The organism is Acinetobacter ihumii (genome assembly GCF_900625095.1).
In the GTDB taxonomy this organism is placed as follows: Bacteria; Pseudomonadota; Gammaproteobacteria; order Pseudomonadales; family Moraxellaceae; genus Acinetobacter; species Acinetobacter ihumii.
Genome location: NZ_LR130760.1, coordinates 1,506,333 through 1,522,318, shown reverse-complemented (window position 1 = coordinate 1,522,318; position 15,986 = coordinate 1,506,333). Strand labels below are relative to the sequence as shown.

Below are 15,986 nucleotides of genomic sequence, written 5' to 3'. Positions count from 1 at the left end.
TCATTTTGTTGTGACTCTGAATGACTTCAAGCTAACAGTTTCCTCATTTTTTTAAATCAAGCATTCCGATACAAATAGTATGATAAAGGTAACCGCGAAGTTTGCAGTAACTGATTAAAAATTGAGTCCTATCCTACCACTTCAATGCGACTTGAACCCGAACCAATCGGCTGTACTTGTATCTGTACCGGAATACGTTCATGCATGTCTTGAATATGCGAGATCAACACAACTTTACGTCCCTGACTTTGTAGTTGATCCAGTGCATTCATCACCATGTGCAAAGAGGAGGCATCTAATGTACCAAAGCCTTCATCAATAAAGAGCGATTCAATTTTCATTGATCCGGATGCCATATTGGCAATTGCCAGTGAAATGGCAAGGGCAGTCAGGAAAGATTCTCCACCAGAAAGTGAGGCAACGGAACGGATTTCACCATCCATATCATGATCGATAATGGCAAGGCTCAGTGAATGCTCTAAGCGTTTTAAGGTATAACGTTGCGAAAGCATGGCAAGTTGTTGATTGGCATATTCCAATAAAATATCCAGATTGTATTGCTGCGCCAAATCCCGAAATTCTTTGCCTTTGGCATCGCCAATCAGGCTCGAAATTTTATTCCAGCGATGTTCCTGTTGTTGGACCTGTTGAATCTGATCAGCAAATTGTTGCTGTTTAGCAAGATTTTGCTGGTGTAACTCGATTTTAACTTTGTACCGATCTCGCTGTTCACCATTGGTTTGTAATTGGTTCAGTACATTGTGAAGCTGTGTTTTAAGCTGTTCATGATCCATCTCAGGTTGCGACTGTAAATGTTCAGTCAGTTGCTCCTGAAGCGTTTTAAGTGCTGAATGCGCTTTATTGAGTTGACGTTCTGCTTGTTGTAAGCCTAAACGCAGCTGTTGTTCCTGTTGTGTTGAAACCAACATCAAACTGGAAAGTTGTGATTGAGAAAAATCAGGATGCTGCTTTAGCCATTGTTCAATATCAGTCTGACATTGAGTTAATGTGCTTTGATTATGTTTATATTGTGCGTGAAGTTGATCCAGCTGATTTTTTTGCTGTTCAAAGTTATGCCGTGCCTGTTCAAAATCATGTTTCAATTGTTGATAATGCTGTTGTAACTGTTGGCGTTTTTGATCATGTTGTGCCAACCATTCATTGGCTTTGAGTTCAACTTGAGCTGTCATTTGTTCAACTAAACGATTGGCATGTTCACTATTTTGTTTGCCTTGTTGCTCAATAGCATCCAGCTGTTGTTTCAGCTCAATGTGCTGTTTATGCTGATGTAATAGTTCTGTATTTAATACATCAAGCTGTTGATGAATTTGATCCACTTGCTTTTGTAAGCTGTCTTTTTGTTCGAGTTGCTGAGCGCGATGCTGTAAAGTGTTCAGCATTTTTGCAGCGATCTTCAGCGTGTGCTGAGACCATTGTTGTTGTTCATGTGCATCCAGACATTGCACAATATGCTGAACTTGCTGCTGTAACTGCTGAATGGTATGCAGTTGATGTTGGGTATTCTGAATATTCTGTTGTAAGCTTTGTTGCTGCTTTTGTGCCTGTTGTAAGCGTTGAATTTCATGTTCGATCTGTTGTTTAATGCTTTGATTTTTTTGTAAATGAAGCTTTAATTGAGCTGTTAATTCAGGCTGTTCAAGTGAAAAATCCAACTCAATATTGACCTGTTGCAAAGACTGCATCAAGACCTGATGTTGCTGTTGAAATTTTTCCTGAGCACGAGTCATACTGACCTTTAACTGGTTTAGATGCGCTTGTAACTGGGTCAATTGCTGCTGTACGTTTTGCCATTCATTAAAGTGTTGCTGTTCTTGTTGAATGGCTTGCTGTTCCTGTTGCTGTTGTAACTCATATAAGGCTTTCGAAACCAGACCTTCCTCATTTCGATAAGGATGTTCGGTACTGCCACACACCAGACAAGCTTCACCATGTTTAAGCTCAGCACGTAAGTGTTCAATATTTTCAGCATGCAACAAACGTTGTTGTTGTAACATGTGCTGAAGCTGTTCACGTTGTGACTTTGAGCGTTGATAAGTTTGTTCAATATCGTGTGTTTGCTGCTTGATGTGCTGATGTGTTGGCGTGGATTGTTCAAAATCAGATTGAAACTGATGTAGTTCCTGCTTTAATTCAAAATAAGCATTGAGCTTTTGCTGAATACTTTCAAATTGATTCAGCCGATTCAGTTGTTGTTCCCGTTGCAGTTGTCGTTGTTCAACTTTGACATCGATCTGCTCAGTTGCACCAAACTGCTCAATCAATTTCTTTAATGTGTCTTGATGATGCTGCAACTGGATATGTGCCTGATGGATATCACCCATCTGTTGTTCAATTTTTTGATATTGCAGAATAAATTGATTGAGTTGTTGAATATGTGCTTTTAAACCTGAGTCAAGCGGCATAAATTGGTGGCTTTGATCCAATTGGACTGTCGTTTGTTGCTGTTTCTCAGTCCGTTGTTGCAACTGCTGTTCAAATTGTTGCTGTTGGTGCAATAAAGGTTGCTTAGCCAGTTCAAGTTGTTTTAAACGACTGTGTGTTTTTTTATATTGTTCTGCAATATAGTCGCGTTCCTGAACATATTGACGAACCTGATTCAGTTCTGTTTGATGTTGTTGTTCAAAATGCTGAAACTGTTGCAAAGCATTTTCAGCTTGATGATAGCGCGTTTTCTCCTGCTCAAACTGTACGTTTAAGCTTGAAAAGAGTTGTTGCTGTTCTGAAATTTGCGGTTCAAGTTGTTGCTGCTGTTTGAGTAGTTGTTGCTGTTGAAAGACATGTGGTCTGATCTCAGAAAAAATATTTAGTTGGCTGAATAACTGACGGTCTTTATCTAAGCTATTGTGTATTTTAACTTGTGCATCATACTGTTGCTGTTTAAATACAATGTCATTTTCAAACTTTTGCTGACTTTCAAACCATTGTTGTAAATGCTGTAGCTTGGATTTTTCAGTTTCAAGTTTTTGTTGCAGTTGTAGTGCGCTATCAAATTGAAGCTGAAGTTCAGCCCATTCTTGTTCTGAAAGCAACTCAATATGCCCTAACATATTCTCCAGTTGTTTACGCTGCTGAGTCATGTCACGGGTTTTTTCAAAAGCCAACTGCCCAATCTTGGCAAAAATTGCAGAATTGGTCAGATATTCAAGCAGTTCGCCACGCTCATGATCACGGGCTTTTAAGAACGCTGTTACTTCAGATTGTGCTAACAGCACGGCTCGCGTGAATTGCTCAAAACTCAGTTGAGTGATCTGTTGAATATGGGTTTCAACAGCTTTGCTTTTATCTGCAATGATCACGCTATCAGTCAGGCATTTTAAATAACGCTGTACACTTTGTAATTTACCATTGGCATTTTCACGGGCGCGTTTAATTTCCCAACGGACTGAATAATGTTTTTGGTCTTGTGCAACAAAACACAATTCGGCAAAACCGTGTGCGCTACCACGTCGTAGAACGGTGAGTGGCGAATTGGTTAAAAGCTCCGAGCCATCTACATCTAAAAGTTTACCGTCGCTGTCTTTGAGTCTTGGAATTTTATTAAACAAAGCCAGACACATCGCATCCAAAATTGTGGATTTACCCGCACCCGTTTTCCCGACAATCGCAATCAGACCCGCACTGGCAAGTGGTTCACTTTCAAAATCAATAAAATGTTCACCTGCGAGTGATGCCAGATTTTTGAGTCGAATGGATAAAATTTTCACGCGAATCCTTTAACTCTTATGTTGATCTTCAAGTTGTTGCTGGGCTTGAGCGACTAAACTCATAAAGTCTTTTTGCACGTCCTCATCTTGGCTATAGCCTTTGTTCTCCCAAATCTTTTGAAATAAATTTTCAGGTGTTGGGGGTTGTAGATTGATCTGTCGTTGATGGTTGGTGTCATCTTCGGTGGACAAATATTGACGGGAAATCCGTACCAGACGATAACGATCTGGTGGCAGCGCATCCTCAAACTGCTGTCTTAAATTCGGCTGTGGTGGCGTAAGCGTATGATACTCAATATCAACATATTCACGTTGATCAATACTCTCAATCACTTCGCTAGGAAGTGACCTTAATCTTTGCATGACTTCATTCAGTTCACCACGAATTTTATGCAATTGTACACGACGTGGAATTTCTAAAACTTCATATTGAAAATTTGAATCATGTTTTAAACTGGGGTCAATTGTGACCTCAAGCACTTGATGTTTATAATTAATTTCACTAAATGAAAGTGGAATAGGTGAGCCACTATAACGAATATGAGCTTGCCCCACTTTTTGCGGCTTATGTAAATGTCCGAGTGCCACATAGTCTATGCCATCTTCAAACAAGCTCGTCGATAATGCTTCTTCATTGCCAATGATAATTGGACGTTCTGAATCCGAAGTTTCACCGCCTTGCATATGGGCATGTGACATTAAGATAATTGCCTGATGTTCAGTTTGACGTCGTTTGGCTTCTGCAATCAATTGCTGATGCAAATAGGCAATGGCACTTTGACTACTACTGGTGTGTTCATTAAATCCTGTAATTTCAGCCGAACGTAAAAAAGGCAGGGCAATACACCATGCCACAATTTGCTTTTGTTCATCATAAATGGGCAAAATTAAGCGATCGAGGTTGAGGGTTTTGTCCTCATTCCAGCGCACTACACCCACAGTTTTAGCGTTGTATTTTTCTAAAAGTGGCTCAACTTGTTCGATGCGATAGCCTGAATCATGATTGCCTGCAATCATTAGGGTTTGCATATGTGGAGCAAGTTGGTGAGCATCGGCAAGAAATTGATAAAGCTGTTTTTGCGCTTGTGAACTCGGATTAATCACATCGAAAATATCACCTGCAATCAGCAGGGCATGTGGTTGTTTATTTTTGATTTGTTCGAGTAACCATGTCAGAAATTGTTCATGCTCGTAGTGGCGGGAATGGTTATAAAAAAACTGTCCCAGATGCCAGTCGGAGGTATGAAAAAAGCGCACGGTCATCGGTGATGGTATTCCTGTTTTTAATGAGAGGATAAGGTAACATAAATCAAACTACAATTCAGAACGCATCAAAAATCAACCGCGCGATGATATTTTTAGACGAATTTTGATTAAAGAGTAAAAAATGACGATTCATCAATATGATGTAAAAATTCGCTGGATTGGAAATACGGGCGAAGGCACGAAAACCTATCAATCCTATCAACGGGATTTTGTCATTGAAAGTGAGAATAAACCTGTTATTTCTGGTTCAGCCGATCCAGCATATCGAGGTCATCCTGAACGATGGAATCCTGAAGATTTAATTGTCGCAGCAGCATCCGCTTGTCATAAATTATGGTATTTGCATCTATGTGCAATGAATCAGATTTGTGTAGTCGATTATGTTGATCATGCATGTGGATGGATGGATGATGCTCATCCCGAAAAACGAGGACACATTACACAAGTCATTTTGAAACCGCATATTGTCTTAACAGCAGGTGCGAATCTTGATCTGGCGAATCAATTGCATGAGCAGGCACATCATGCATGTATGATTGCCAACTCTGTGAATTTTCCAATTTTTTGTGAAGCATCGTTTGAACTTGAAAAATGATTCTTCACTTCAATAGGGTGGGTAAAGAACACATATTGTTGTAGATTTTAATTCGATATTTTTAGCTTTCATTCACTTGATTTAACGCTTGATATAATTGGTCCAAAAAACGTTGCTGCTTCGGATCATTTTTAAAATATCGTTGATAATTCACACTACAACTTTCAACATCTGTAATATTTTCTTTATTAAATGACCAATCCTCTGTGTTTTTGATAGTAATGCCTAAACTGTCATCACATGACTGCCAAAGTTGAGTAAATCTATTTTTTCGAATATCTGGCAATCGTTTAAAATCGGCATAAATGCTATAACCTCGCATTTCTGAATTAAAAAACTGATTGATGGAGGAAATAGGAACGCCTGCCCAAACTAAGGGTTGATCCTTTGGAAATTCAATCGCAGTCAGCTTTTTTTCAGACAGAGCATGATCTTGTTTGCCTTCTTTAAAGTGCTGTTCCTGATAAACCAACTTTGTCCCTGCTGGAACAGTAATTTTTTTTACAACTTGCGTTTGAGTCGTAATAAAAAACGGATAATTTGGCGTGGAGTTTCCTCCTGTTGGATTCATATTACCTACGCAAGCGGTTAGAAAAAGCAAAAAAGGAATGGTTAAAAGTTTAATTTTTATAGACACTTAATTAACCCTTTCAAAGTGAATTTAATCGGTTCTTTGTTCTTTATTCAATTTATATAAAACATGAGAATAGATAAAGAAAAATGCAGCTGAAAAAAATAAAGACCGACGATTCGAGTGATGATAAATCGTCGGTCAAAAACTTTAGAATGATGTCTGGCTGCTAACAAAACATACTCTAAAGGATATGTCATAATGAAAGGTCACCGAAAATTTGCGGATGCCGTGCAAATGCTGATCGGTTGCTGCTGACCTTGTACCCTATATAACGAAGCTCATACTGAAAAGGTTGACAAGGAAATGCAAAAAAAATGAAAAAAACTTAAAATATTTTTTTGACTGCACAATTTGTGATGAATATGACCCATTTACGTCGATATTATTTATGGTTCTTTGGCATTTGCTTTGTCATGACATTGCTCATGGGCGTGATCGCTGCGGTGTTACCTTCCCAATTTGGAGGAATTGTCACGGCTATACCGTATCTAGTCGCGATCATCGTGGTGTTATTTCGATTTTTAAAACATGAAAAACGTGCGCCAACTCAGCCAGAACGTAAAAAACTGACCTTGGGTTTTAGCCTGATTTTTTGGGGATATAACTTACTCGGTGTTTTAATTGGGCTGTTTATATTTTCACGTAAAGACCCTGAGGTTTTTCAGAATTTTTTACTCTACCTGCAACAGCCTGAATTTATCAGTATTGTCGTAATTATGATTTTATTGCTTGCGATTCCGCTCTATTTAATCACTTATTGGTTTTATGGCAAACAGGCGCAGCGTATGGCGGAAAAGATGTTCTAATTTTTTCAATGAAATAAAGAATATCCCATTCTTAAACCAATGAGATTGAACCACTTTTGCCTTGCTCACGCATTAAATGTTCAGGAGAGTAGGGCAACGGGTTAGTAAAGGCTGGCTGTTTCAGCATAAGTTGACGTAGCAACTGTGCAGAAGCAGGTCCCATACATAAGCCGTTACGAAAATGTCCGACATTTAGCCAAAGATTACGCATCTCTGGCACAGCACCAATATATGGAACTCCTGTTGGAGAGCTTGGTCGCAGTCCTGCCCATTGTTTTACAATTGGAAATTGTGCCAGTTCAGGCACCATTTCCAGACAGGCATCCAAAATATTCTGTTTGGTTTTGGCATCTGGCGTTGTGTTAAAACCACAATGTGCCATGCTTGAACCACAGACAATATGTCCATCTTGACGTGGAATGAGATACATCACTTGATTCATACACATGGTGGGTAACCAATGTGCAGGGGCTTTAAACAGCAGCATTTGCCCTTGGACAGGCTGTACCGGAATGTCCAGCTTCAATTGTTTTGCCCAATGCTGGCTCCATGCGCCAGTCGCAATCACAAATTGATCCGCGTGGATTTTATTGCCCTGTTGATCAATCGCGTAGACAACTTGTTGATGCTGAATCTGAAATTGGCTGATTTGGATCTGTTCAAAAAATTTTACAGAAGGATGTTGCTTTAAATAATAGATGAGCGATTGTAAAAGTCTTGGATTACGAACATTGGACAATTGTGAGAAATAAATTGCATGTTGAAACTTGGGATTAATCCATGGATTGACTTGTTCTAAAGCATCTCTTTCAAGATAGTCTGCTTGTTGCATCGGCTCTTGATAACGTGCGGCGTAATTTAGACCAATATCGAAATCGTCCTCATCAAAAATCAGCATGCCTGTGTCATGAATTTCAAAATCAATACCTGTAATTGGCCGTAATTTTTGATTCCATGTCTGATACATGCTTTTGCCATATTGTGCCAGCGTATTGACCGCGTGGGGATAACGCCACGGATACATGGGCGAGAGGATACCGCCACCAGCCCATGACGCAGCCTGTCCAGCCTGCTGTTGATCAAAAATTGAAACCTGACAACCTTGTTCAACCAGTTCAAGTGCGGTGAGTAAACCACTTATTCCAGCGCCAATAATGGCAATATGCATGCTCATCTCTGATTTGTTTTTGAGTTTTATTTCATGTCTTTCAATTTAAGGGCAGCTTCTTCAGCAAAATAAGTCCAGATTCCATCTGCTCCCGCGCGGCGGCAACATAAAAGTGATTCTAAAATCACACTGTCAGACAGCCAGCCATTTTGAATTGCGCCTGCCAGCATGGCATATTCGCCGCTGACCTGATACAAAAAGGTTGGAACGCCAAAGGTGTCTTTGACTTCACGCACAATGTCCAGATAAGGCATACCCGGTTTGACAATCACCATATCTGCGCCTTCTTGTAAATCCAGCGCAATTTCATGCAACGCTTCGGCGCGATTACCGATATCCATCTGGTAGTTATATTTATTGCCACCTTTTAAATTGCTGGCAGAACCGACCGCATCACGGAATGGCCCATAAAAGCTAGACGCGTATTTGGCTGAATACGCCATAATGTTGGTATAAATAAAGCCGTTCTGTTCAAATGCCTGACGAATAGCGGCGATACGTCCATCCATCATATCGCTTGGTGCAACTACGTCGGCGCCTGCTTCGGCATGACTTAACGCTTGTTTAACCAGACATTCAACCGTTTCATCATTCAGAACATAACCTGTATCATCAATGATGCCATCCTGACCATGTGTAGTATAAGGATCTAAAGCGCCATCAGTAATCAGGACCATTTCTGGTAATTCTTTCTTAAGCAAACGGCAAGTTTCCTGTACCAAACCGTCTTCACGCCAAGCTGCTTCGGCAGTCAAACTTTTGTCTTGTTGCGGTGTGACTGGAAATAGCGCAAGCTTGGACACGCCTAATTCTAAAAGTTGTTCCGCTTTTTTGACGAGTAAATCTGCCGATAAACGCTGAATATTGGGCATACTTGCAATATCTTGACGTTGATTTTGCCCCGGAAGTACAAATACTGGATAAATGAGATGCTGCGCCGTCAGTTGAGTTTCACTCACCATGGCGCGAAGTTGATCATTTTTACGGATTCGACGCATGCGAGTCGCAGGAAATGCAGGACGATTGAACGTATAAGTCATAACAATCTCAATGTTCAGTATTAAACTAGTGCAGTATTGTAGACCCATAATAGGGCATTTGTACAAACACAATTGGCTTTAATTTAGATGTGTGGATGATCAGGGAATTTATGACTGAACCTAAAAAAACATGGACTGGGCATATTCAATTAGGCTCAAAGATTGATATTACCGTGATTCTGAATCAGTTGTGTCAAGCATTTAACAGCTCACCTTTTTTTAGACACAGTGGTATGACCATGCGTGTAATCGATGACGAAATAGAGGCTTATATTGACATGCAACCCAATTTGATTGGGAATGTCGCCTTTCAAATTTTACATGGTGGTGTTGCCGCAACAGTGCTGGATAGTATTGGTGGTATTGTGGCGATGGGAGAGTTGTATAAACGAACTGAACCTGAAAATATGGCTGAAACCATTAAAAAAGTTTCCCGTTTAGCAACAGTTGATATGCGAGTGGATTATATTGCGCCGGGACGTGGTGAATATTTTATTGCCAAGGCCGAAACACTGCGTTTAGGGCGCAAAGGCTGTACGATGCGCATGACCATGACCAACAATGAAGAAAAAATCATTGCAGTTGCAACAGCTTCATATGCTTATTAATTGATCAACAGAAGCATCTATGTGATGCTTCTGATATTTTTTATTGGAAAAATAAAAATTTATACAATTTTATAAATATCAAAAAAAGAAAAATTGAACTGCCAAGTTATGTTTTTATTATCAGCATACGATTATTTTTAGATATTCTTTGCATGTTTGAAAATTAACATTGTCAAAGTTTTTATTTTTAAGATTAAGTTCAGATTTAGAACCTAGACTGATCGATCGAATTTGAAAAACCCTGACCATCTCAACTGAAAAATTAGGAATATGCGATGACAAATGCTCAAGATCATGTGCAGGACACAGAGCAGACAGCATCAACTTCTGATGACACAATGAAAAGCAAACGTAAAAAATTATTGGGCTATTTTGCTTTAATCGTCATTATTGCTGCAATTTTATACGCGATTTGGGCTGTATTTTTTAACAATTCGATCAGTACCGACAACGCCTATGTCGGTGCAGAAAATGCCCAGATTACTTCTATGGTCAATGGTCAGGTCGCCAAAGTATGGGTGAGTGATACAGCGCAAGTTAAACAGGGCGAAGTTCTGGTTGAAATTGACCATCGAGATGCCACCATTGCTTTGGCACAGGCTCAAGCTGAGTTAGCAAAAGCCAAACGCCAATATCAACAAAGTTCAGCCAATAGTAGTTCATTAAATTCCCAAGTTGTGGTACGGGATGATGAAATCAATAGTGCCAAAGCACAAGTTGCCAAAGCGCAAACGGATGTCGATAAAGCCAAGCAGGATTATGACCGCCGAGCTTCATTGGCAGCAACAGGTGCGATTTCTAAAGAGGAACTGACCTCTGCTCAAAGTGCATTACATACCGCGCAAGCCAATTTAAACGTGGCGCAAGCGGGTTTGTCTCAGGCGACATCTAATCGTAAAGCAGCCATGAGTAATTTGGCGGCTAACGATGCCTTAATTAAAGGCACTGATGAAAATACCCTTCCAGATGTATTAGTGGCACAAGCCAAAGTGCAGCAGGCTCAGCTTGATTTGGAGCGTACGGTGATTCGTGCACCCGTCGATGGTGTGGTCGCCCGTCGTAATATTCAGGTTGGTCAACGGGTTGCTCCGGGTACAGTCATGATGAGTATTGTTCCGATTTCTCAGCTCTACGTAGATGCCAACTTTAAGGAAAGTCAATTAGCCAAAGTCCGTGTTGGGCAAAGTGCCACACTGACCTCAGATTTGTATGGTGATGATGTCGAATATCATGGCAAAGTCGTTGGTTTTTCAGGCGGAACAGGTGCTGCTTTTGCCTTAATTCCAGCACAAAACGCAACAGGTAACTGGATTAAGGTGGTACAGCGTTTACCTGTACGGATCCAACTTGATCCGAAAGAATTGGCAGAGCATCCATTACGCGTGGGGCTGTCAATGGAAGCCAAAGTCGATCTTTCTGCGAAGAAATAATTCATGACTGCCCAAAGCCAAGCAAAAGCTGCTACACCATTTGCAGAACTCAGCGGTGGACGCTTGTTGCTCGCCGCCTTTGTCATTGCATTATCCAATTTTATGGTGGTACTGGATACCACTATTGCCAATGTATCGGTGCCGCATATCACAGGTAATCTGGCGGTTTCTTCTTCACAAGGTACATGGGTGGTTACCTCCTACGCGGTTGCTGAAGCGATTTGTGTTCCATTGACCGGTTGGTTGGCTAGTCGTTTTGGAACCGTGCTTGTCTTTGTGATGGGACTGATTGGTTTCACCGTGTTCTCATTTTTATGTGGACTCTCGACCAGTCTTGAAATGCTGGTGCTGTGCCGTATTGGACAGGGGTTGTCTGGTGGGCCTTTGATGCCACTGAGCCAAACTTTGTTGATGCGTATTTTTCCACAAGAAAAACATTCTCAAGCCATGGGGCTGTGGGCAATGACCACTGTATTGGGTCCAATTTTAGGGCCAATCTTGGGTGGATTAATCAGTGATAATTTATCTTGGCACTGGATTTTCTTTATCAATATTCCTGTGGGTATTATTTGTGTGATGGCAGCCGTGCGACTACTTTCGGTTGCCGAAACAGACACGATTCGCCTAAGAATTGATAGCGTGGGCCTGTTTTTATTGGTGCTATGGATTGGCGCATTGCAACTGATGTTGGACTTGGGGCATGAACGTGACTGGTTTAACAATACCAGCATCATCATATTGGCTTTAATTGCGGTATTAGGTTTTATTGTATTCCTGATTTGGGAAATGACTGATAAACAGCCAGTGGTCAATCTCTGGATCTTTAGGCATCGAGGGTTTACAGTTTCAGTATTGGCTTTGTCTTTTGGTTTTGGTGCATTCTTTGGCAGTATCGTTCTGATACCACAATGGTTACAGATGAATCTTGGTTACACCGCCACATGGGCAGGTTATTTAACCGCAACCATGGGCTTTGGTAGCTTAACCATGTCACCGATTGTTGCGAAATTGGCGACTAAACATGATCCACGGGCTTTAGCAAGTTTTGGGCTATTGTTGTTAGGTGTGGTGACGTTTATGCGAGCATTCTGGATTACCGATTCAGACTTTATGGCATTGGCATGGCCACAGATTTTGCAAGGTTTTGCTGTGCCATTTTTCTTTATTCCTTTATCAAATATTGCATTGGCTTCAGTGTTGCCGCAGGAAATTGCATCCGCCGCAGGATTGATGAACTTTTTAAGAACTATGGCTGGGGCAATAGGTGCATCTATTGCCGTGACCATTTGGGATGATCATGCCAAAGTCGCACGCAGTGAGATGGTATCGAATTTACACCCACAGGACACTCAGAATCTCCTTGCCCAAAATGGTTTTAGCGCAGACAGTGCACTCGGTGTTATTTCCAGTTTGGTTGATAAAGAAGCGATTACCATGTCAGCAAATCATGTCTTTTTATTATTTGCGATGGTATTTGTTTTTGCGGGGTTGATCATTTGGCTTAGTCCAAAACCAACGCGTAACTTGCAAGGGCCTGCACCGCATTAATTCTTTTAAGTAACACCAAAATTTAAAGCTGAATTTAGCGTTCAGCTTTAAAATTTTGAATGCATTGAACCACGATGTCCAAAGCCTTTTCTACAGTTTGGCTCCATTCAAAAGAACAATTAATACGAATATGATGTTGTTTTGTATCAAATAAATTGAACAGAGAACTTGGAGCAACGCTAATTTGATACATCATGAGCTGTTGGTACAAATCAAAACTGTTGATATGAATCGGAAGTTTAATCCAAAGAAAATATCCATTGGCATCATCGTAAATCTCACAGCAACAACTCAAATACTGCTTTAAATAATCGGCAAATAGTCGTTTATTTTTCTGTAAGCGTCGCCGTATTTGCCGTAAATGTTTTTCATAATGATGACTGGATACAAATTCAACCAACGCATTTTGAATGAGTGTATGACTTGAAATAGTGCTCATGAGTTGTAAATGTTGGATATGTTCAGAATATTTTCCTGCATGTACCCAACCCACCCGAAAACCTGCACCTAATGTTTTTGAAAAAGATGAACAATGTAAAATCAAATTATCCTGATCAAAATATTTCATTGGGACAGGTTTGTTTGCACCATAATAAAGTTCTTCATAAACATCATCTTCAATTAAACAGACTTGATACTGGTGTAATAGCTCGGCAATTTTAGCTTTGATCTCAAACCTTACCGTAAAGCCAACAGGATTTTGGGCATTTAACATGAACCAACAGACCTTGATGGGGTATTGTTGCAGGAGATGTTCAAAGGCGTTTAAATCAAAACCATACTGAGGATGTTCTGCTATGGTGATCACCTTGAGTCCTAAGCGTTCAGCAGCCTGCCATGCGCCATAAAAGGTATTTTGCTGTAATAGGATGTAATCTCCGGGTTGGGTCAGGGCTTGCAAAGATAAATTTAAGGCATCCAATCCACCAGAGCTAATGACAATATCGTCTGCATGGGCTGCAATGCCTTGTATTTGATAGCGTTGCGCAATGACTTGGCGTAAAGCAGCATTTCCCGGTGGCAGATTCGAGTATTGATCATAATTTTTTCGGTGACGCGCCATCTGACTGAGTATTTGTAACAGTTTGGCTGGTGATAATAATTCTGGATCTGGAAAGGCTGAACCAAATGGAATCACATCCTGTGTTTGAATGGATTTCAAATATTTAAAGACCACGGAGTTTATTTCAATTTTAGTGTGATGAGAAAGAAGTGCTGAAGCCTGAGAGTTTTGTCCAGATGCAGATTGAGCCACGAAATAGCCTGATTTTTCTTTCGAATAAATCAGTCCTTGAGCTTCAAGCTCTTGGTAAGCATTCATCACCGTCATTAGACTCAAGCCTGAATTTTGAGCTTGCTCACGTAGAGATGGAAGCTTGCTATGCAGAGACCACTTGCCATTTTCAATGTGTTGTCTGAGTTGTTGTGCCAGTTTTTTGGATTTATACATATTGAGCAAAAAATATGATCTAAAGAACAGTAAAAGGTTAAGTAGCATTTGAATTTTTACTATAACAGAAGCTAGAAAATTTACAGAAAAATTAATTTTTACACCTGATAAAAGTAATTAAACTCTATCTGTTATAGTTTTTTAATGCTTATCTGTATCTTTTATTCTTCTCGAATTTGATCAAAATAGAAACTATTCGCTTGAGCTGATACTTTTCAAAGCGGCGTTTATTTGGTGATAAACAGGCTTAGGAGCTATGAAGATGCAAAAAAGTCACTCAAAATTTCCACTATTAACGGTCATGATGAGTCTGTTATTGGGTGGCTTATTTTTAGGATTATTCTATCTGGCAGTCAGTCATGAGCCTGAGTACATGCCATCTCAGCAACGCAAACAGGTTGAGAGTCAACTACAACATTAAGTCTAAAGTTACAACATAAGTTAAATGAAATGAAAAGTTTAAAACAACATAACACAGCCAGTTTTGTATTTTTAATTATTACGCTCTATGCACTCTTGGGCTTTGGCATAGGTTATGTGATCTGGGAATATTTACTTTAAAAAGTCGTATTTAAAATCGAGGTGATCAATACTCAATTGCATCGAATTCATGCTATTTTCAGACTTCATCTTTTATATGAACTTTTAATATTTAAACATAATATAGTAAGCAGGGGGCGAGTTAAGCAAATGCTTCAAATGAGATGTTCACTAAACGATTAATTGATGTATTTCCCAGCGTTTAGATTTTATGGCAATTTCTAGTAGAATGTAGCAAATCTTATCAACGTTCAACATATCCGCTTTGTGCTAAGATATAATAAGCACAGGCACTTGGGCAGTTGAAAACAGCCAGATGGCAAAAGCTCAACTCAGAAAAGTGCCGATTTTATCAATCACAGCCAAGCAGTCGAGCAATACTACTTTTCCCAAATATTCAGGGCACGTGGAGGCATCGGCTATAGCACTATGAGAAATGTCTATGAAATCTGAAGTCTATCAGGGAAAAATCAAACAATACGATGCCAAAAAAGGATTCGGATTTATTGGCGGCTTAGAGCAGGATATTTTCTTTCATATTTCTGATTTTCCGCTTGAAGGTGGTGAGCCTAAACGAAATGAGCGAGTAAAATTTATGGTGGTTGAAAATAACGGTAAATATAAAGCTGTAAAAATTGAAAGAGTCATTGATCAGTCTGCCAAAGCGAAAAAATCAAGAGCGGTGGAAGCGAATAAGTCGATTACTAATGCATTACTAGATGGTTTTAGGAAGTAGATGGATTCAATCAGAAAATATGACAACTAGATAATTTTGAAATTGTCTAAATATTGGAAAAATACGAGCAAAAGTTTTGGATAAAGTTGAATTAATGATTGAAACTTTATAATAAAAATTTAAAACATTCATCTCGTGATTTACGAAGTAACATGACTAATGCAAAACAATTGCTTTGGTCAAGATTACGGCGTAAACAGATTTTAGATCTACAGTTCTATCGTCAGAAATCACTTTTGAATTCTATTTTTTCGCAGCAAATTTGGTCATTGAATGTGATGGTGGGCAACATTATACCGAAGAAGGAATGCAGGCTGATCGAAATCGTGAGTATGCTTTAAATTAGTTTAGGCTATTGATATTATGGTAGAATTAATTTAGTAATTTTTTACATTAAATAATCTTAAAATAAAAATATTATTGATTTTTAATAATATATT

General features: G+C 39.6%; 14 protein-coding genes and 1 pseudogene. 9 read left to right on the top strand and 6 right to left on the bottom strand.

Features of this window, described 5'->3' with window-relative positions:
* Positions 1 to 128 precede the first annotated feature (128 nt).
* On the bottom strand, positions 129 to 3,725 hold the full coding sequence (locus E0D95_RS07015; RefSeq protein WP_130803217.1) for an AAA family ATPase: 3,597 nt from the start codon (positions 3,723 to 3,725) through the stop codon (positions 129 to 131).
* Positions 3,726 to 3,734: 9 nt separating this feature from the next.
* Positions 3,735 to 4,988: an exonuclease SbcCD subunit D gene (locus tag E0D95_RS07010; RefSeq protein WP_130803216.1), complete on the bottom strand. Its 1,254-nt coding sequence runs from the start codon at positions 4,986 to 4,988 to the stop codon at positions 3,735 to 3,737.
* Between the two features lie 124 nt (positions 4,989 to 5,112).
* Between E0D95_RS07010 and E0D95_RS07005 the strand changes: the two genes are divergently transcribed.
* On the top strand, positions 5,113 to 5,586 hold the full coding sequence (locus E0D95_RS07005) for an OsmC family protein (RefSeq protein ID WP_130803215.1): 474 nt from the start codon (positions 5,113 to 5,115) through the stop codon (positions 5,584 to 5,586).
* 61 nt (positions 5,587 to 5,647) lie between these two features.
* On the opposite strand, the gene E0D95_RS07000 is transcribed toward E0D95_RS07005, so the two are convergent.
* Positions 5,648 to 6,223 carry a hypothetical protein gene (locus E0D95_RS07000; RefSeq protein ID WP_130803214.1) on the bottom strand — a complete coding sequence of 192 codons (576 nt, stop codon included), beginning with the start codon at positions 6,221 to 6,223 and terminating at the stop codon, positions 5,648 to 5,650.
* Positions 6,224 to 6,582: 359 nt separating this feature from the next.
* On the opposite strand from E0D95_RS07000, the gene E0D95_RS06990 reads away from it, so the two are divergent.
* A complete protein-coding gene (locus tag E0D95_RS06990; protein WP_130803213.1) occupies positions 6,583 to 7,026 on the top strand; it encodes an ABZJ_00895 family protein in 444 nt (147 codons plus the stop codon).
* Positions 7,027 to 7,057: 31 nt separating this feature from the next.
* Here the strand turns inward: E0D95_RS06990 and thiO are convergent, their stop codons facing one another.
* Both thiO and hemB read right to left on the bottom strand, forming a co-directional pair.
* The gene (gene thiO, locus E0D95_RS06985; protein WP_130803212.1) at positions 7,058 to 8,194 is read right to left on the bottom strand and encodes a glycine oxidase ThiO; all 1,137 of its coding nucleotides are present in this window, start codon (positions 8,192 to 8,194) and stop codon (positions 7,058 to 7,060) included.
* Positions 8,195 to 8,220: 26 nt separating this feature from the next.
* On the bottom strand, positions 8,221 to 9,234 hold the full coding sequence (gene hemB / locus E0D95_RS06980) for a porphobilinogen synthase (protein ID WP_130803211.1): 1,014 nt from the start codon (positions 9,232 to 9,234) through the stop codon (positions 8,221 to 8,223).
* A gap of 110 nt (positions 9,235 to 9,344) precedes the next feature.
* Between hemB and E0D95_RS06975 the strand changes: the two genes are divergently transcribed.
* The 3 genes from E0D95_RS06975 (at position 9,345) to E0D95_RS06965 (ending at position 12,820) form a co-directional block, all read left to right on the top strand.
* Positions 9,345 to 9,842, top strand: a complete 498-nt coding sequence (locus E0D95_RS06975) for a thioesterase family protein (protein ID WP_130803210.1) — start codon at positions 9,345 to 9,347, stop codon at positions 9,840 to 9,842.
* 275 nt (positions 9,843 to 10,117) lie between these two features.
* Complete coding sequence (locus tag E0D95_RS06970; protein WP_130803209.1) at positions 10,118 to 11,272, top strand: HlyD family secretion protein; 1,155 nt, start codon at positions 10,118 to 10,120, stop codon at positions 11,270 to 11,272.
* A 3-nt stretch (positions 11,273 to 11,275) separates the two neighbouring features.
* Positions 11,276 to 12,820: a DHA2 family efflux MFS transporter permease subunit gene (locus E0D95_RS06965; protein ID WP_130803208.1), complete on the top strand. Its 1,545-nt coding sequence runs from the start codon at positions 11,276 to 11,278 to the stop codon at positions 12,818 to 12,820.
* A gap of 34 nt (positions 12,821 to 12,854) precedes the next feature.
* Here E0D95_RS06965 and E0D95_RS06960 read toward each other — a convergent pair whose 3' ends face one another.
* The gene (locus E0D95_RS06960; protein WP_130803207.1) at positions 12,855 to 14,270 is read right to left on the bottom strand and encodes an aminotransferase-like domain-containing protein; all 1,416 of its coding nucleotides are present in this window, start codon (positions 14,268 to 14,270) and stop codon (positions 12,855 to 12,857) included.
* 262 nt (positions 14,271 to 14,532) lie between these two features.
* Here E0D95_RS06960 and E0D95_RS15675 point away from each other — a divergent pair, with 262 nt between their 5' ends.
* From E0D95_RS15675 to E0D95_RS06950, 4 genes and pseudogenes are all read left to right on the top strand, one after another.
* A complete protein-coding gene (locus tag E0D95_RS15675) occupies positions 14,533 to 14,691 on the top strand; it encodes a hypothetical protein (protein ID WP_165443236.1) in 159 nt (52 codons plus the stop codon).
* Between the two features lie 29 nt (positions 14,692 to 14,720).
* Entirely contained in the window at positions 14,721 to 14,831 is a 111-nt protein-coding gene (locus tag E0D95_RS15830) for a hypothetical protein (RefSeq protein WP_228258838.1), read from the top strand.
* A 421-nt stretch (positions 14,832 to 15,252) separates the two neighbouring features.
* Entirely contained in the window at positions 15,253 to 15,546 is a 294-nt protein-coding gene (locus tag E0D95_RS06955) for a cold shock domain-containing protein (protein ID WP_130803206.1), read from the top strand.
* 98 nt (positions 15,547 to 15,644) lie between these two features.
* A pseudogene (locus E0D95_RS06950) lies at positions 15,645 to 15,889 on the top strand (endonuclease domain-containing protein); the annotation flags it as partial.
* Between the last annotated feature and the right edge of the window lie 97 nt (positions 15,890 to 15,986).